This is a genomic window from Allorhizobium sp. Av2 (assembly GCF_021462805.2).
In the GTDB taxonomy this organism is placed as follows: domain Bacteria; phylum Pseudomonadota; class Alphaproteobacteria; order Rhizobiales; family Rhizobiaceae; genus Allorhizobium; species Allorhizobium vitis_G.
Window position 1 is genome coordinate 2,863,273 of the sequence record NZ_CP192696.1, and the last position, 16,950, is coordinate 2,880,222.

Here is a 16,950-nt window from a genome sequence, read left to right on the forward strand (position 1 = left end):
AGAATGTTTGAGCATTGTCTTGCCTTGGAATAAGGGAATGGACGAGACGTGGGCGGCTCGTCGCGGCGCGCCGGTTGATTGACGAAAAGAGGGGCAATTGTCATGGGTCTGCAACGGATATTCGCCGGGACGGTGCTCGCCTTCCTGGGTCTCATGCTGCCAGCCTCCATACAATCAGCAATGGCTGCCGAAACCAACCGCAGCATCGCCCTGACCCAGGATGGCGACTACAGCGGTTTTGACCTGCGCACCGCGCAAAACGTCACTCTGGACCAATGCCAGGCAAGCTGTGTCGATGACAAATCCTGCCGCGCTTTCACCTATAATATCAAGGCCCGCTGGTGCTTCCTGAAATCGGATTTCAACCAGATCAGCCCCTTTGCGGGTGCTGTTGCCGGTAAGATCGTGACCAGCGCCACTGAGCCGGATATCGGCGCGCCCGCAAAGCTCGGCTTCATCTCCGATAGTCTGCGCACACAAGCCAACGCTTTCAGAGCGCGCCTGACACAGACGGCGGAACCACCAGAACTGGGCCTTAACGGATTGATCGGTCGCGCCCATGCCAGCCTGTCGGCGGGCAAGGGTGCCGATGCCCTGGCCGGCTTTCTGGCCGCCGCCCAGCTTTCCCCTGAGGATTCCAGCCTGTGGATCAGCGCCGCCCGTGCCGCCAACACCATCAAGGATGATCGCGCAACTGCCAATCAGGGGCTTTACGCAGCCCTTCTCGGCTATGACCTGACCCGCAGCACCAAGGAGCGAGCCGATGCGCTGGCTGTGCTGGCCAAGACCCTGGAGAAAAACGAGAATTTTCGCGCGGCTCTGAATACCTACAAGGCGAGCCTCGAGCTTGCCTCCGATAAGACGGTTCGCGCCGCCTATCTGGCGCTGAAAGCCACCAAGGGTTTTCGCATCACCGGCAACAGTGTTGATGCCGATGCCGCATCCCCTCGCGCCTGCGTGCAATTTTCTGATCCGTTGATCAATCGCGGCACCGATTATACCGCCTTCGTCACCGTCAATGGCAAGCCTCCAAAGGTGCTGGAAGCCAAGGACAGCCAGCTTTGCGTCGAAGGGCTGGACTATGGTCAGCGCTATACGATTGGACTGCGGGAAGGACTGCCCTCCTCCGTCGATGAGCCGCTGACGGCAAAGACCGATATCGATGTCTATATCCGCGACCGCAGCCCGACCGTGCGCTTTACCGGCGACCATTTCGTACTGCCGTCTGCGGCGCGGCGCGGCATTCCCCTGGTCTCTGTTAACACCGACAAGGCCAATCTGAAGCTTTACCGGATCGGCGAACGGGCGATTGCGCCGCTGATGAGCAATTCGCAATTTCTCTCGCAGCTCAGCGGTTACGGTGCCGACCGGATCGAAAAGGACAATGGCGAATTGGTCTGGCAAGGCTTGATCGACATTGAAAGCAGCCTGAACCGTGAAGTCACCACCAGTTTTCCGGTGGACGAGGCTCTGCCGGAACGCAAGCCCGGCATCTATGTGCTGACGGCGTCCCCCAATGCCGGTAAAAGTGACGAATGGGAAGACCGCGCCACGCAATGGTTCCTGGTTTCCGATATCGGCCTTTCCACCTTTGCCGGTACTGACGGGTTGAACGTGTTTGCCCGCTCGCTGAACTCCGCCAAGCCAATCGCCGGCGTCGAGCTGAAATTGCTGGCCCGCAACAACGAAATCCTCGGCACTGCCACCACCGATGATCAGGGCCGAGCCACCTTTTCGGCTGGCCTGATGCGCTCCGGTGCGGCGCTAGCGCCTGCCGTTCTGACAGGCGAACAGCCGGGCAAGGATTTCGTGTTCCTCGACATGACCAAGGCCGGTTTCGACCTGTCGGACCGGGGCGTCACCGGGCGCACAGCACCCGGCGCTATCGATATTTTCGCCTGGACGGAACGCGGCATCTACCGCCCAGGCGACACGGTGCATGTGAGCGCCCTTGCCCGCGACATCGGCGCGGAAGCCATTGACGGCCTGCCGCTGACCTTCATTTTCACACGGCCCGACGGCGTGGAATATCGCCGCATGGTCAGCACCGGCGCTGGTCTTGGCGGCCATGTTGTGGATCTGGCGCTGGATACATCCGTGATGCGCGGCACCTGGACGCTTGGCATCCATGTCGATCCGAAAAAACCGGCCATTGCCGAAAAGACCTTTCTGGTCGATGATTTCCTGCCCGACCGGATCGAGTTCGACCTGAAACCGGCAGCAGATGTGCTGAAACCGGGTATGCCGCTCGCGGTTGGTGTCGATGGCCACTATCTCTACGGCGCACCGGCTGCTGGCCTTTCGCTGGAAGGTGACATGGTCATCAAGCCAACCCGCAGCCGCGACGACCTGCCCGGCTTCGTCTTCGGCCTTGCCGATGAAGAGGCCGGAGACAATAGCAGCCTGACACTGGACGCTCTCCAGCCATTGGATGACAAGGGCCATGGCAGCGTCGATCTTCAGGTCGATGACCTGCCCGCCACCACACAGCTGTTGCAGGCGCAATTGTCCGTGCGCCTGAAGGAAGGCGGCGGCCGGGCAGTGGAGCGGCAACTGACCCTGCCGGTTGAGACCGGCCAGCCCGCCATCGGCATCAAGCCGGAGTTTTCCGGCGAGCTTTCCGAAAACAGCACCGGCCATTTCCAGCTCATCGCGCTCGATGCCGATGGCAAGCCACAGGCGCTTCCAGCTGCAAAGTGGAAATTGGTGCAATTGGAGCGAAATTATCAATGGTATCGCGATGGCAGCGCCTGGCGCTTCGAGCCGATCACCACCACCAAGCTGGCCGCCAGCGGCACGGTCGATATCGGCGCGGAGAAAACCGATCTGCCGATGCCGGTCGGCTGGGGCCGTTACCGGTTGGAAGTCGATGCGCCAACAGCCAATGGCGCTGCCTCCAGCATCGAATTCAATGCGGGCTGGTTTGTCGAGGCGGGCTCGACCGAAACCCCGGATGCATTGGAAATCGGCCTCGACAAGCCGGTCTACAAGATCGGTGAAACGGCAAAGCTGAAAGTCTCGTCGCGCTATGCCGGTGAGGTTCTGGTGACCATCGGCTCGGAAACCCTTGTCGCGACGGAAACGGCCAGCATCGCGGCCACCGGTGGCGAAATCGATATTCCCGTCACCGATAATTTCGGCGCAGGCACCTATATCACCGCGACCCTTTATCGCCCGGGCGAAAGCCAGGAAACCCGCATGCCGATGCGCGCCATCGGCGTCACCTGGCTCAGCGTCGATCCGGCCAATCGCAAGCTGGCCATCAAGCTCACCCCGCCGCAGCAGATTGAGCCACGCCGCAAACTGACCGTGCCGATCAGCGTCACCGGTGGCGGTAATGATGCCTATGTCACGGTGGCGGCGGTGGATGTCGGCATTCTCAATCTCACCCGCTTTGAGACGCCGGACCCGGATGGCTGGTATTTCGGCCAGCGGCGTTTGGGCATTGAAATGCGCGATCTCTACGGTCAATTGATCGACGGATCGCTTGGCGCCATGGGCAAGCTGCGCACCGGCGGCGATGGCGGCATGATGGCCTTGCAGGCCAGTCCGCCCGAGGAAAAACTGGTGGCGCTGTTTTCCGGCCCTGTTCATCTCGACCATACCGGCAAGGCGCAGGTCGAGTTTGACATTCCGCAATTCAACGGCACCGTGCGCCTGATGGCCATCGCCTGGAACCGCACCGGTATCGGCCATGCGCAAACCGATGTGATCGTTCGCGACCCCGTGGTCATCACCGCCTCGCTGCCGCGCTTCCTCGCCCCCGGCGATCAGGCCCGCCTCCAGCTCGATCTGGCCGCCACCGATGCGCCGGATGGAGATTACCTATTGTCGCTCAAGGGCAATCCCTCCGTGGAAATCGACCCTGCCAAAGCGCAGATTCCAGTCACGCTAAAGGCAGGGGCGCGGACCAGCCTATCGGTCGGGTTGAAGGGTCTTACCCCCGGCGATGGCACGGTTTCCGTGGCGCTGACCTCTGTCGGAACGGCTTCTGCTAGTGGCGACAATGGTTCAGGAACCCCTGCCACGGGCGCAAATACCGGGGAGGCAAAGAACACTGGACTGTCGCTCACCCGGTCGCTGGATCTGCCGGTGCGTCCCGCCGCGCTGCCGGTGACAACGCGGCGCGAATTGCCGCTGGCGGCTGGCAAAAGCCTGATCGTGGACGGCGATCTTCTGGCCGATAGCGTGTTGCAAGGCGCGTCGCTGAGCCTCTCGGTGTCGCGTGGTGCCAATTTCGATATTGCCGCCCTGCTGACAAGCCTTGACCGTTACCCCTATGGCTGCGCCGAGCAGACCACCAGCCGGGCGCTGCCGCTGCTCTATCTCAACGACCTCGCCAATGTGGCCGGTCTGCCCGCTGATGCCGATATCAACCGGCGCATTCAGGATGCCATCTACCGGGTGCTGTCCTATCAGGCGGCGCAAGGCAGTTTCGGCCTTTGGGCACCCGGTTCGGAAGATCTGTGGCTGGACGCCTATGTCAGTGATTTCCTGACCCGCGCCCGCGAAAAGGGCTTCGACGTACCCGACAACGCCCTGGTGCAGGCGCTGGATAATCTGGCCAACAAGCTCTCCTATGACACCGATGTCGAAGCGCAGGGCAATGAGATAGCCTATGCGCTCTATGTGCTGGCTCGCAATCGCCGCGCCGCGATCAGCGACCTGCGCTACTACGCCGATACGATGCTGGACCGTTTCCCGACGCCGCTGTCCAAGGCGCATCTGGCTGCGGCCCTGTCGCTTTATGGCGATCCGGTCAAGGCGGAGGCGATATTCCGGGCCGCAAGCGAGCAATCGCAGCAAGGCTCGATCACGCCGGTCAGCCTGGCTCGGTCGGATTACGGTTCGCAATTGCGCGATGGTGCCGCCATCCTGGCGCTGGCCGCCGAGGCCCGGCCCGTGCCGCCGATCATCCCGGCGCTGAGCAGGTCGGTGATCGAAGACTGGAAGCGCAAGTCCTATACCAGCACCCAGGAGGAAAGCTGGATGCTGATGGCCGCCCGGGCGCTGGACAAAAGCGACGATGGCCTTTCCGTGACCGTCAATGGCAGCCTGAAAACCGGCGGCTATAGGGCGAGGATCGAGGGCAATGACCTGATGCATCAGCCGGTCACACTGGAAAATACCGGTGCAGATCCGCTGACGGCAACAGTCACCACAGTGGCCGTGCCGAAATATCCTCTGCCAGCGGCCAGCGAAGGCTTCACCATTGAGCGCAGCTATTACACGCTGTCGGGCGAGAAGGTGAATATCAGCGAGGCAGTGCAAAACCAGCGTTATGTCGTGGTGTTGAAGGTTGCTCAAGCTGCAAACGGGGCTGCTATGGGAGCGCAAAGCTTGCCAACGCAATTGCTGGTGACAGATCTGCTGCCGGCTGGCCTGGAAATCGACAATCCGGCCTTGGTCGGCAGTGCTGATCTCGCCAATTTCGACTGGCTGGGCGAGACCAAAGCCGCCCATCTGGAATTCCGCGACGACCGCTTTGTCGCAGCCCTCGACAGCGCCAGTCAGGACAGTGGCGACATGGTTCTCGCCTATGTGGTGCGCGCCGTGACACCGGGCGTGTTCGACCAACCCGCCGCCAGCGTCGAGGACATGTATCGCCCGCAGCGCTATGCCCGCACGGCAACGGGACGCATGGAGGTGAAGGCAGAACAGTGATCCGGCGCGGCAAGACATTCGGTTTGGTGCTGCTGACCGGCCTGCTTTTGGGCGGGGCGGTCTGGCATGGGCTGAACCGGCTGGATGCGGCCTTCCCGCCGCCACTTGATGCGATCAGCCCCAATTCAGCAGAACTTCTGGATGCCGATGGGCAATTGCTGCGGGCCTTTACCACGCAAGAGGGTCGCTGGCGGCTGAAAACCGTAGCCGCCGATGTCGATCCTTTGCTGATACGCATGCTGGTCGCCTATGAGGACCGGCGTTTCTATCATCATTCCGGCGTCGATGGGTTGGCGCTTGGCCGGGCGTCCCTTCAGCTCATCCGCCATGGCCGGATCGTGTCAGGTGCCTCAACGCTCTCCATGCAGGTGGCAAGGCTGATCGAGCCTCGAAAATCACGTTCCTTTCTGGCCAAGACCCAACAAGCGCTGCGGGCCATCCAGATCGAGCACCGGTTGGACAAGGCCGCCATTCTCGATCTCTATCTGACCCATGCCCCCTATGGCGGCAATCTCGAAGGGGTTCGGGCCGCCTCACTTGCCTATTTCGGCAAGGAGCCGAAACATCTGACGCCTGCGCAAGCAGCCCTGCTGGTCGCCCTGCCGCAATTGCCGGAACGGCGGCGACCCGAGCGCTTTGCCGATAACGCCCTTGCCGCCCGCGACCGGGTGCTGGCGCGTATGGAAAAAGCCGGTATTGTCTCAGCCCAGGACCGGCAATTGGCAAGCGTCGTGCCGATCCCGAAGACAAGGCTGGAATTGCCAATGCTCGCCGCCCATGTCGGCGATGCCGAACGGCGCAAGCGGCCAGAAAGCCTGACCTATCCGACCACACTCAAAAAAGACGTGCAGGCAACGCTGGAAACCGTGGCGAGACAAGCGGCCCAGAGACTTCCGCCAAAAGTATCGGTGGCAATTCTGGCTGCCGACATCCGCACCGGCGAGATCCTCGCCCGGGTCGGTTCCGCCGCCTATCTCGATGCCAGCCGCTCCGGCTGGATCGACATGACGCGCATCAAACGGTCGCCAGGCTCGACGCTGAAGCCGCTGATCTACGGCCTGGCTTTCGAACAGGGATTGATTGCCCAGGATACGGTGATCGAGGATCGCCCCGCCGATTTCGCGGGCTATAGGCCGAAAAATTTCGACATGCATTATCAGGGCGACGTCACCATCCGCGATGCCCTGCAACTGTCGCTCAACGTGCCTGCGGTCCGCTTGCTGGAAGCGGTCGGCCCCTCGCAATTGCTATCCCGGCTGAAAAGATCAGACATCAGGATCGACCTGCCCAAGGCGGAAACCCCGGGACTTGCCATCGCGCTGGGCGGCGCCGGTACGACGTTGAAGGACCTCGTCACGCTTTATGCCGCCCTTGCCCGGCAAGGCAGCGCCATCCGGCTGCGCGACTGCGCCGTGCTCGGTAGCGCCCATGCTGAGCCCGGACGCCTGCTGGAACCGGCTGCGGCCTGGAACGTCACCGATATCCTGTCTGGTGTCGCCCCGCCGCTTGGCGCGCTGACCGGACGGATCGCTTATAAGACCGGCACCAGCTACGGCTACCGCGATGGCTGGTCGATCGGTTATGATGGCCGCACGGTCATCGGGGTGTGGATCGGCAGGGCGGATAACAGTGCCATTCCCGGTCTGACCGGCTATGGCACCGCGGCCCCTGTGTTGTTTGAGGCTTTTGCCCGGTCCAAATTGCCGCGAGCCCCCCTGCCCCCGCCGCCGGATGGCGCCTTGCGGATCGCCAAGAGCGATCTGACACCCGGCCTCAGGCGCTTTTCGCGCGATGCCAGCGGCCTGATCGCCCTCAATGCCCGCGAAAAACCGCCGATGATTGTCTATCCCCCGGAAGGCGCCCATGTGGAACTTGGCCGGACCGCCGATGGCGTGCAACTGCCGTTGGTGTTAAAACTTCAGGCGGGCCGCGCGCCCTTCCGCTGGCTGGCCAATGGACAGGCTCTGCCGGATCTTGCCCGCACCCGCACCACCCGTTGGACACCTGACGGTAATGGCTACTCGACTCTCACGGTGATCGATGCGAGCGGCCGCAGTGCCAGCGTCGGCATTTTCCTTCAATAACATTGACTTAAACTTATATACAATAAACTTATATACCCTCTATAAAAAGGGGGAAATGCCAAATTTAAGTCGATCTTAACAAACGCCCCCTAATGTCGTTGATTGACGATGATGTCGCTTGACCGCCAGCGCCTGCACAATGACTGTGAGAGGTCTGACACGCTTCTGGACAGCGATGGCAGAGACTTGCCGCTCAAGACATGCCGTCCTTATCCGGAAATCGCTTTGCATTTGCTGCCTCAATCGCTCAGCCAAACGCGCCTAAGACGCGTATCCGGCCAGGCGACATGGCTTTGGAGAAGCTGGGACCCATGTTCATAGATCGCTTGTTGTCGCGTTTCCGCATTCAGACCAAGGTGTTGATTTTCATCCTTCCCTTCGTCGTCACCATCGGCGCGGTCGGCTTTACCGGTCTCTATGCCTCAGGCCTGCTTCAAGGCCGGATGGAGATTTCCAACAGCGTGTTGCAATCCTTGAGCGGGTTTCGCGATGTGTCTATCGCGATGACGGACTTTCTCGACAAGACCACAGAGCAAAGCCGCAATGCGGTTACCGAGAAACTGAAAGAACAGCAGCGGGTACTCAAGCGCACGCTGGATCAACTCGATACCAATGCCGATGGCCGAAGCGAGCTTGAAAAAGCCTCGACTGCCGTCGATGGCGTCGTCAGCCACATGGGCACGCTCTGGTCGCTGCATGAAACGGAAGCCAACCTGATCAAGGATATGAGCCAGGGCACGGCCAATATTGTCGCCGCACAGAATGATCTGTCCGAGGCCATGAAGAAAGTGACCTTGTCGATCCAGGCTGACGAGACCGCCGCCAAGCAGATGTTGCGCGACGCCGACAAGATAGCGCTGACCAGCGGCTTTCTGACCGATATCAATCGCAAATTCGGCAGCCTGCCGACACCGGAAGAGAAATTCGACTACGTCGCTGCCAATCTCGCGGAAATGAAAACCCGCCAGCCACCGCTGGCCGCCGCCCTGCCGGAAAAGAACAAATCCGCCGCCCGCACCATCGAGACCATCATCAAGGATCTCGGCGACATGGTAACAGCAGGCGACAAATCGCCGGAAGTGGCGGAAGCCATGGCAACCAAACTGCGGAATTTTACCCAGCTTTCCGCCTATCTCGGCCTTGCCGCGCAGCAGAAGATGAAGGATGCCACAGCCCGCTTCGGCGAAATGGACGTGCCTCTGGAAAAGGCACAGCTGCTTTTGACCGATGGGCGCGGCCTGATCGATGCCGCCTACAGGTTCCAGATCACAACCGCCAGTTTCATGCTGGCACCGACCGAGCAGAATCTCACCAGCCTGCGCAAGGAATTTGCCGGGTTAAAAACAGCGCTCGCGGCACTCAAGGGCACATCCGGCTCCTTTGGGCTCTATGCGCCGCTTGAAGCCAAGCTGACACCCGCCATCGCCCTGATGGAAAAGGCCAGCACCGAACTGGTCAAGATCAGCCAGGACCGTCAGACCAATTTCCAGACCGCCAGCACCGATCTCGACCGAATCTGGCAGCAGCTGACATCTTTTGCCGAAATGCAAAAGGTCAGCGCCGGAGAGGAACGCCGTGACGCCAATTCGATTTCCATTGGTGCCATGACCCTCGGCCTGCTGATTTCGCTATTTGCCGGTATCGGCCTCGTTCTTACCTTCAAGGGTCCGATCGGCCAGATCACCGCAGCCATGCGCCGTCTGGCCGATGGCAAGCTGGACACCGGCATCAGCGGGGAAGCCCGTGTCGATGAAATCGGCGAAATGGCCCGCGCGCTCGGCGTGTTCAAACAGAATGCACTGTCCAAGATCGAGATCGAGCAGCGCAGCGAGGCTGAGCGTAATGAAGCCGAGGAAGAGCGCCGCCGCAACGATGCGGAAAAACAGGCCATCGACCGGCAGATCGAATTTGCCGTCAATGCACTGGCTGGTGGATTGGGGCGGCTGGCCAGCGGTGATATCTCCGTCACCATCGATACGCCTTTTACCGGCCGCCTCGAACAATTGCGCGTCGATTTCAACACCTCGCTGCAAAACCTTCAGGACACGATGCGCCAGATCCGCGCCAATACCTATATGATCCAGCGCAATGCGGGTGAAATGACCGCTGCCGCCGACGACCTGGCCAAACGCACCGAACAACAGGCCGCATCGCTGGAACAGACCGCCGCCGCCGTCGACGAAATCACCGTGACGGTGAAATCCTCGACCGAACAGGCCCAGGCCGCCAACACCATTGTTGCCGAGACAAAAACCGCTGCCGATACCTCCTCCAAGGTTGTCGCAAGCGCCATTGATGCCATGGGCCGGATCGAAAATGCCTCCGGCCAGATTGTCCAGATCATTGACGTCATCGACGAGATCGCCTTCCAGACCAACCTTCTGGCCTTGAATGCAGGGGTCGAGGCCGCACGCGCTGGCGAGGCTGGTAAGGGCTTTGCGGTCGTTGCCCAGGAAGTGCGCGAATTGGCGCAACGCTCGGCCAATGCCGCCAAGGATATCAAGGCACTGATCAACACGTCGAGCACAGAAGTCGCCGCCGGTGCAAAGCTGGTGCAGCGCACCGGTGAGGTTCTTTCGGAAATTTCGACGAAAATCGTCAGCGTTTCACAGCGCGTCGAAGCGATTGCGCTGGCCAGCCGCGACCAGTCAACCGCCTTGGGCGAAGTCAATTCCGCCGTCAACGGCATGGACCAGATGACCCAGCGCAATGCCGCCATGGTCGAGGAAACCAATGCCGCCACCCGCCAATTGGCTGACGAAGCCGATACGCTGATGGGTCTGGTCGATCAGTTCAAGCTCGGGGCCGATCCAAGAGACCGGGCGCAGACCAGAGCCGCCTGAACAAAATAAAAGCTTTCAACAGATCGAACCGGTGGGGAAACCTGCCGGTTCACGCATTTTACACCCCAGTTTCGGGCTTTTACGACAGCGCCGTGCGCCCTGTTTGGCGCACAAAGCCTCGCTGTAGCTCTTTATATCTACTGCATAATTCCTCTAATCGATTCCGATTTGAGGAATTATGCAGTAGAACTCGCTTGACTTGAACGGGTAGCTGCACCTTAAACACAGCGGCTTCGTCCATCTGGAAAGTGAGTTCTCCCGTGCGCTACTTCATCACCGGCACCGCTGGCTTTATCGGTTTTCATCTGGCCCGCCGCCTGCTTCAGGATGGCCATACCGTCACCGGTTATGATGGCATGACCGCCTATTACAATCTGCGCCTCAAGGAAGCCCGCAACGCTGGACTTGCCCAGTTTCCAAGCTTCACCGGCGTGATCGGAATGCTGGAGGACCGCGAAGCGCTTGAGCGGGCCGTGAATCAGGCGAAACCCGATGTTATCATCCATCTCGCTGCCCAGGCAGGCGTGCGCTACAGTCTCGAAAACCCGAAAGCCTATCTGGATTCAAACCTGATCGGCTCCTGGAACATTGTCGAAATCGCCAGGCAATTGCAGATCGGCCATTTGATGCTGGCCTCCACCTCATCGATTTACGGCGCCAATCCGCAGGTTCCCTTCCGCGAAACCGACCGCGCCGACGAACCGATGACTTTCTATGCCGCCAGCAAGAAGGGCATGGAGCTGATGGCGCACAGCTACGCCCATCTCTATAAGGTGCCGACCACGGCTTTCCGGTTCTTCACCGTCTATGGCCCCTGGGGTCGCCCGGACATGGCGCTGTTCAAGTTCATGAAGGCAATGCTGGCCGATGAAGCCATCGAGATCTATGGCGAAGGCAAGATGAGCCGCGATTTCACCTATATCGACGACCTGATCGACAGTGTCATCGCCCTTTCAGCCATTGCCCCTGGTGAGGAAAACCGGGTCCGCACCCCGGAAAACCTGGATACGCTCTCCCATAACGCACCGTTCCGCGTCATCAATATCGGCGGGGGCCAGCCGATCGCGCTGATGGATTTCATCGAGACCATCGAGACCATCATGGGCCGCCCGACCAAGCGCAAAATGCTGCCGATGCAGCAGGGCGACGTGCCTCGCACCTTCGCCAGCCCCGACCTGCTGGTAGCCCTCACCGGCCAGAAACCAACGACAACGCTGGATGTCGGCGTCAAGGCGACCATGGACTGGTATCTGGAACATCATCGCCAGCTCGGGCTGTGATGGTCGGAACAATCATGCTCAGCTTGAAGAGCCTGCAAATACCTCACATCCATCAGAGATGTGAGGTATAAAGCCCCTCACCCCGCCTGTCGCTGCTCCACCAAATCCTTGACCAGCCGCGCCGTTTCCGCGGCACCGTTCAGCGAAACAGACAGTTTTTTAGGAAACTTCAATTTCAGCGCCTTGGTGATGGCCTTTGCCATGGCCTCGCCATTCAATCCGTCCTCGCCGATGACAACGGCCAGGCCCAGCGCTTCCAGTTTTTCCGCCCGCACCGTCTGCTCTGTTTCGCCGCCTGCCGCAAATGGCACGAGCAGCGCCGGACATCTGGCCCGCAAGACATCGCAGACCGTGTTATATCCCGCTTGCGAAACGGAGAGTTTGGCCTTGGGCAACAAAGCCGGGAAATCCGGACGAAAGCGATAGAGTGCGACAGTGCCGGGTGCGCGCTGGGTAAAGCGCTCATAATCGGCCTCAGGCAGGTTGGGTCCGGTAATCAGGCACCAGCGCAGCTGGTCACCGAGATCACCGCCGAGAATGTCGCGGGCATCCAGCGCCGCTTCGATCAAGGCGGCACCGACCGCCCCTCCTCCCGCCGAAATGACGATGTCGAAAACCTCTTCTGCCGGTTCCGGCTCAGGGGCTGCAACCAGGCCGGTATAATGCAGCTTGTCATGAATGATCTTTGCCAGCGGAAATGTCTCTTGCAGCTCGACGAATTGCGGATCGCCATGCACGAGAACGCCATCGAAATGGTCCTCCACCAGCGCGACCGTTTCCTTGTCGCGGCCGGACTTGCGATTTTCCTGGAGGATATCGCGCACCGAGCTGAGCAGCAATGGCTTGGGATGCGTGGCCTTGATCGCATCCAGCAGCGGCAGAAGCTCAAAGCGCACCTGCCGGCGACCGAACGGAAAAGCCTCGATGATGACAATATCGGGCCGCACCGCCTCGAAGGCCGCCAACAGCAGCGCGGCACGGCTTGTCTCGAAACTAGCATCGACCGGCTTGCCTTCGCTATCGACCAGACCGGAAAAGCCAGTCGCTGAGAGAACGGCGGGCAATTGCACATGCTCGATACCCGGTCCCGGAAAGCCCTTGACCGACGCCCCGCCCGTCACCAGCGTTACCGACAATCCGGCCTCTACCATAGCCTCGGCCAATCGGCTGGCCCGGGCCAGATGGCCGATACCGAGCAAATGCTGCACATAAAAGAAAACCCGTTTCGGGCGAAGAGTCATGTACGTTTGCTCCTGGGGACATTTCTGCTTTTCACAGAATGGCGAGACGCAAGGAATGCATCACGCGACGTCAAAGGCATATTTCCTGAAACCCTACCCTATGCAAGTGCTTATTGACGGCCAGAAAACAAGTCCGTCAGGTCACGGATGCTGTTGCGGTAATCGAAATCCCGCCGCACCTTGCCCTCGGCGGCGGACCCGAGCCGGGCGCGCAAGGCCGGATCACGCATGGCCTTCTCCAGTACCAAAGCCAGCGCCTGCGCATCATCAGGTTCCACCAGCAGTCCATTTTCGCCGTCGACGAACAGTTCGGATATCCCCGAGACCGTGGTGCTGACCGGCATCAGCCCCTGACTTGCGGCCTCCACCAGCACATTCGGCAGGCCGTCGCGGTCGCCATCGGCGGTAATCCGGCAGGCAAGTGCGAAAAGGTCGCTGTCACGGTAATGGGTCAGCACATCGCGCTGGTCCATCGCCCCTTTCCAGGTGATGCGACTGGCAATGCCAAGCTGATCCGCCAAGGCCTGCAAGCGGGCCAGTTCGTCACCACCCCCGATATGGGTAAAGTGCCAGGTAAGATCGGCGGGAAGTGCGGCGAGCGCGTGCAGCAGCACATCATAGCCCTTCTTTTTCACCGCGCGGCCAACCGATAGCAACCGCAGCGGATCACCGGAACCGTCGCGCGCCGGACGCATGCCCTCAAAATGCGGAAACCGATCAAGATCGAGCCCGTGATAGCTGAGGTGGACGCTGCCGCGCCCATTGGCCAAAGCGCTCAACCGGTCGAAGCCGACTTTCGTGCAGGTCACCACCCAGGCGGCATGGGCAAGCTTGTCGGCCAGATCCCAGCTTTCCGATGTCCAGATATCCTTGGCATGGGCCGAAACGCTGAACCCCCTGCTGCCAAGCAGGCTGGCATAAAAGGCGACCGAGGCGGGCGTGTGGATGAAATGCGCATGTAGCCAATCCGCCTTGCCAGGCCATTCGGCCACCAGCACCATGGCCTGACCCAGACGGCGAAACCGGTTGCGGGACAAATCGCGCCGCAAATCCTGGAAAAACTGCGTGAGAACCGGGCGAAAGCCGGGCAGATGCCGCACGGCCCATAGGGCTTTCAGCACCCGGAGCGGTTCTTCATGCAGATATTCCGGCAGATAATGGACCGGCGCCTGGATCTCATCATGCACGGGGTGGCGCTTCTTGTCGGTCGGGCGGCGCATGGCCACCAGTTCCAGCGCAAAGCCAGCCTGCTCCAGGCCCAGCAATTCCTGGGCGATAAAGGTTTCCGACAGGCGCGGATAACCTTTCAATAAAACGACGATCTTTCGAGGCTGCGACACGATCTTACCCTTGCACCACCGAGAACCGTCCGGCACCGCGCTCCTCCAGACAATCGGCAACGATGCGGGAAATGGTCGGCAAGCCCTCGAGATGCATGCCCGGCGCACTGACCGAGGGCGGATCGCGTTTCAATACGGCCTTGATCGCCTGGGCAAACGCCATGCTATCGCTGGATTGGTCAGGCAGGACCATGCTGACCAGACCCAGTTCGCAAGCGCGGGTGGCACGGATCAACTGTTCCTCGCGCGGCTCGGTGCGCGGCACGATCAGGGCGGGCTTATCGAAGGACAGGATTTCACAATAGGTATTATAGCCGCCCATGGCGACCACCGCCTTGGCACCAGCGATCAGGTCTTCCATGCGGTTGTCGAATTCGATCATCGTCAGCTTCGGATGGCGCGATCCCGCCTCCATGAATTTCTGCCGCAAGTCGGCGGGCATATAAGGCCCCAGCACCACCAGGGCCTGCTGGTCCAGCGTCGGATCGGCCTGATAGGCGGCAATGACATCGCGCACCAGATCGCCGCCGTCGCCACCGCCGCCAGTGGTCACCAGCAGATAATCTTCCTGGGGCGAGTGATCCGAGCGGGTTCCCGTCAGGGCATTGCGTTGCAGGAAGCCGACGAAACGCATTTTCGAGCGCAAGGCTTGCGGCGCATCGATTCCGGTCAACGGATCGTAGAAATCCGGCGGCCCATAGACCCAGACATCGTCATAGAGCCGGGCGATCTTGGTCAGCACGTCATTGCGCTTCCATTCCGCTTCCAGAAGATGCGGCGCATCCATCACGTCACGCAGGCCGAGTACCAGTTTGGTGCCGCGGGTTTTCAGGTAGGTCAGCGTGTCCTCCACCTCGCCGCGCAGGCCAAGCGGTTCCTTGTCGATGATGAACATGTCCGGCTCGAAACTTTCCGCCGTGTGGCGGATGATCGACTGGCGCATTTTCAGCGTTTCATGCAGATCGATATGGCGGTCCATCGAGGTATATTCGCCATTGCGCAGCTTTATGACGCTGGGAATTTTGACGAAATCGACCCGGGCGCGATAATCGAAGGCACCGGCAATCGTCGCACCGGAAATGATCAGCACTTGCAGGCCGCGATAATCCTCCACCAGCGAATGGGCAATGGTGCGGCAGCGGCGCAAATGGCCGAGACCGAACGTATCATGGCTGTACATGAGGATGCGGGCTTGCCCCAGTCGTCTCGACATGTGGTCAGTCTCTCCGAGAAGTGTCACTGCATGGAACCGTCAATCCGGACGGATTGAGCAACAGCCATGGAAATGGATAAGGGTCGCCGTTCCTGTTTACAGCGATCACTTATATGGATCTGCGGCATCCCTAAGACCATCCCCTAGAAAATTGAAGGCAAGAATGATCACGATGACGGGAACAACCGGGAACAGCAGCCAAGGATAAAGTGCGATCACATTGACCGAGCGCGCCTCTGTCAGCAACACACCCCAGCTGGTAATTGGTGGACGAAGGCCAAGCCCCAGAAAACTCAGGGTTGTTTCGCCCAGAATCATGCCGGGAATGGTCAGTGTCGCGCTGGCAATCAGATGTGACATGAAGCCGGGAATGAGATGGCGGCCGATGATGCGGGCGCTGCCCGATCCCATCATCTGGGCGGCCAATACGTAATCTTCTTCGCGCAGCGCCAGCAGCTTGGAGCGCACCGCCCGCGCCAGCCCCGTCCAGTCCAACAGGCCGAGAATGAAGGTAATGCCGAGATAGACCAGCAGCGGGCTCCAGTCCGGCGGCATGATCGCCGCCAGCGCCAGCCACAGCGGAATGCTGGGAATGGAATGCAGCACTTCGGTAATGCGCTGCACGACCATATCGAACCAGCCGCCCCAATAGCCAGCCAGCCCGCCGATGACGATGCCGAGTACGAAACTGGTCATCACGCCCAGAAGACCGATGGTCAGCGAAATCCGGGCGCCGTAGAGAATGCGTGACAGCACGTCCCGGCCCAGCCGGTCGGTGCCGAGCAGGAAGAAATTGCCACCTTCCGCCGGGCAGACCAGATGCAGATCGCTGTCCACCAGACCCCAGAAACGATAGCTGTCGCCCCGGCAGAAAAACCGCAGCTTCTGCACCTGTTGCGGATCGTCGGTATAGACCCGCTTCAATGTGTCCATATCCAGCGACATCGTCCGGCCATAGACGAAAGGCCCGACAAAACCGTTCTCATCGAACAGATGCACGGCTTGCGGCGGCGCGTAGATCCGGTCGACATTGCGGCTATGGACGTTGTAGGGGGCTAAAAATTCGATGACGACGATCATCAGATAGGCCGTCAACAGCAGAATGCCGGAATAATAGGCCAGTTTGTGCCGCTTGAACCGCCACCAGGTCAGGCGAAATTGCGAGGCCTGGTCTACCGGTGAGCGCCGGGATGTTGCCTCATCTTCAATCGCATAGGGGTCAAACGGAGCTGGCGACACGTAATGTGCCAAGGCGCCAGAGGCAGGGCCGGTGGATGGCATTCGC

At 60.3% G+C, this 16,950-nt stretch carries 8 protein-coding genes; 4 read left to right on the forward strand and 4 right to left on the reverse strand.

The window, feature by feature from the left end; translation table 11 throughout:
- Positions 1-102 precede the first annotated feature (102 nt).
- The 4 genes from FS819_RS13515 to FS819_RS13530 all read left to right on the forward strand — a co-directional run bounded on the left by FS819_RS13515 (position 103) and on the right by FS819_RS13530 (position 11,871).
- Complete coding sequence (locus tag FS819_RS13515; RefSeq protein WP_409050091.1) at positions 103-5,664, forward strand: alpha-2-macroglobulin family protein; 5,562 nt, start codon at positions 103-105, stop codon at positions 5,662-5,664.
- A complete protein-coding gene (gene pbpC / locus FS819_RS13520; RefSeq protein WP_409050093.1) occupies positions 5,664-7,748 on the forward strand; it encodes a penicillin-binding protein 1C in 2,085 nt (694 codons plus the stop codon). The genes FS819_RS13515 and pbpC overlap by 1 nt, the downstream gene beginning before the upstream one ends.
- A gap of 311 nt (positions 7,749-8,059) precedes the next feature.
- Positions 8,060-10,591, forward strand: coding sequence for a methyl-accepting chemotaxis protein (locus FS819_RS13525; RefSeq protein ID WP_156551146.1), 2,532 nt, complete (start codon positions 8,060-8,062; stop codon positions 10,589-10,591).
- A gap of 260 nt (positions 10,592-10,851) precedes the next feature.
- Positions 10,852-11,871, forward strand: coding sequence for an NAD-dependent epimerase/dehydratase family protein (locus FS819_RS13530; RefSeq protein ID WP_234624494.1), 1,020 nt, complete (start codon positions 10,852-10,854; stop codon positions 11,869-11,871).
- 77 nt (positions 11,872-11,948) lie between these two features.
- On the opposite strand, the gene FS819_RS13535 is transcribed toward FS819_RS13530, so the two are convergent.
- The 4 genes from FS819_RS13535 to FS819_RS13550 form a co-directional block, all read right to left on the reverse strand.
- On the reverse strand, positions 11,949-13,112 hold the full coding sequence (locus FS819_RS13535) for a glycosyltransferase family protein (protein WP_156551148.1): 1,164 nt from the start codon (positions 13,110-13,112) through the stop codon (positions 11,949-11,951).
- 110 nt (positions 13,113-13,222) lie between these two features.
- Positions 13,223-14,452 (reverse strand): glycosyltransferase, encoded by a 1,230-nt coding sequence (locus tag FS819_RS13540; protein ID WP_234624493.1) that lies wholly within the window; start codon positions 14,450-14,452, stop codon positions 13,223-13,225.
- A gap of 4 nt (positions 14,453-14,456) precedes the next feature.
- Positions 14,457-15,665, reverse strand: a complete 1,209-nt coding sequence (locus tag FS819_RS13545) for a glycosyltransferase family protein (RefSeq protein ID WP_156551150.1) — start codon at positions 15,663-15,665, stop codon at positions 14,457-14,459.
- Positions 15,666-15,770: 105 nt separating this feature from the next.
- The gene (locus FS819_RS13550; RefSeq protein WP_060718401.1) at positions 15,771-16,946 is read right to left on the reverse strand and encodes an ABC transporter permease; all 1,176 of its coding nucleotides are present in this window, start codon (positions 16,944-16,946) and stop codon (positions 15,771-15,773) included.
- Between the last annotated feature and the right edge of the window lie 4 nt (positions 16,947-16,950).

Bases quoted from the DNA above. Each gene is read 5' to 3' on its own strand.
- FS819_RS13535 (WP_156551148.1), bottom strand. From the start codon at position 13,112: ATGACTCTTCGCCCGAAACGGGTTTTCTTTTATGTGCAGCATTTGCTC.
- FS819_RS13525 (WP_156551146.1), top strand. From the start codon at position 8,060: ATGTTCATAGATCGCTTGTTGTCGCGTTTCCGCATTCAGACCAAGGTG.
- FS819_RS13545 (WP_156551150.1), bottom strand. From the start codon at position 15,665: ATGTCGAGACGACTGGGGCAAGCCCGCATCCTCATGTACAGCCATGAT.
- FS819_RS13550 (WP_060718401.1), bottom strand. From the start codon at position 16,946: ATGCCATCCACCGGCCCTGCCTCTGGCGCCTTGGCACATTACGTGTCG.
- FS819_RS13515 (WP_409050091.1), top strand. From the start codon at position 103: ATGGGTCTGCAACGGATATTCGCCGGGACGGTGCTCGCCTTCCTGGGT.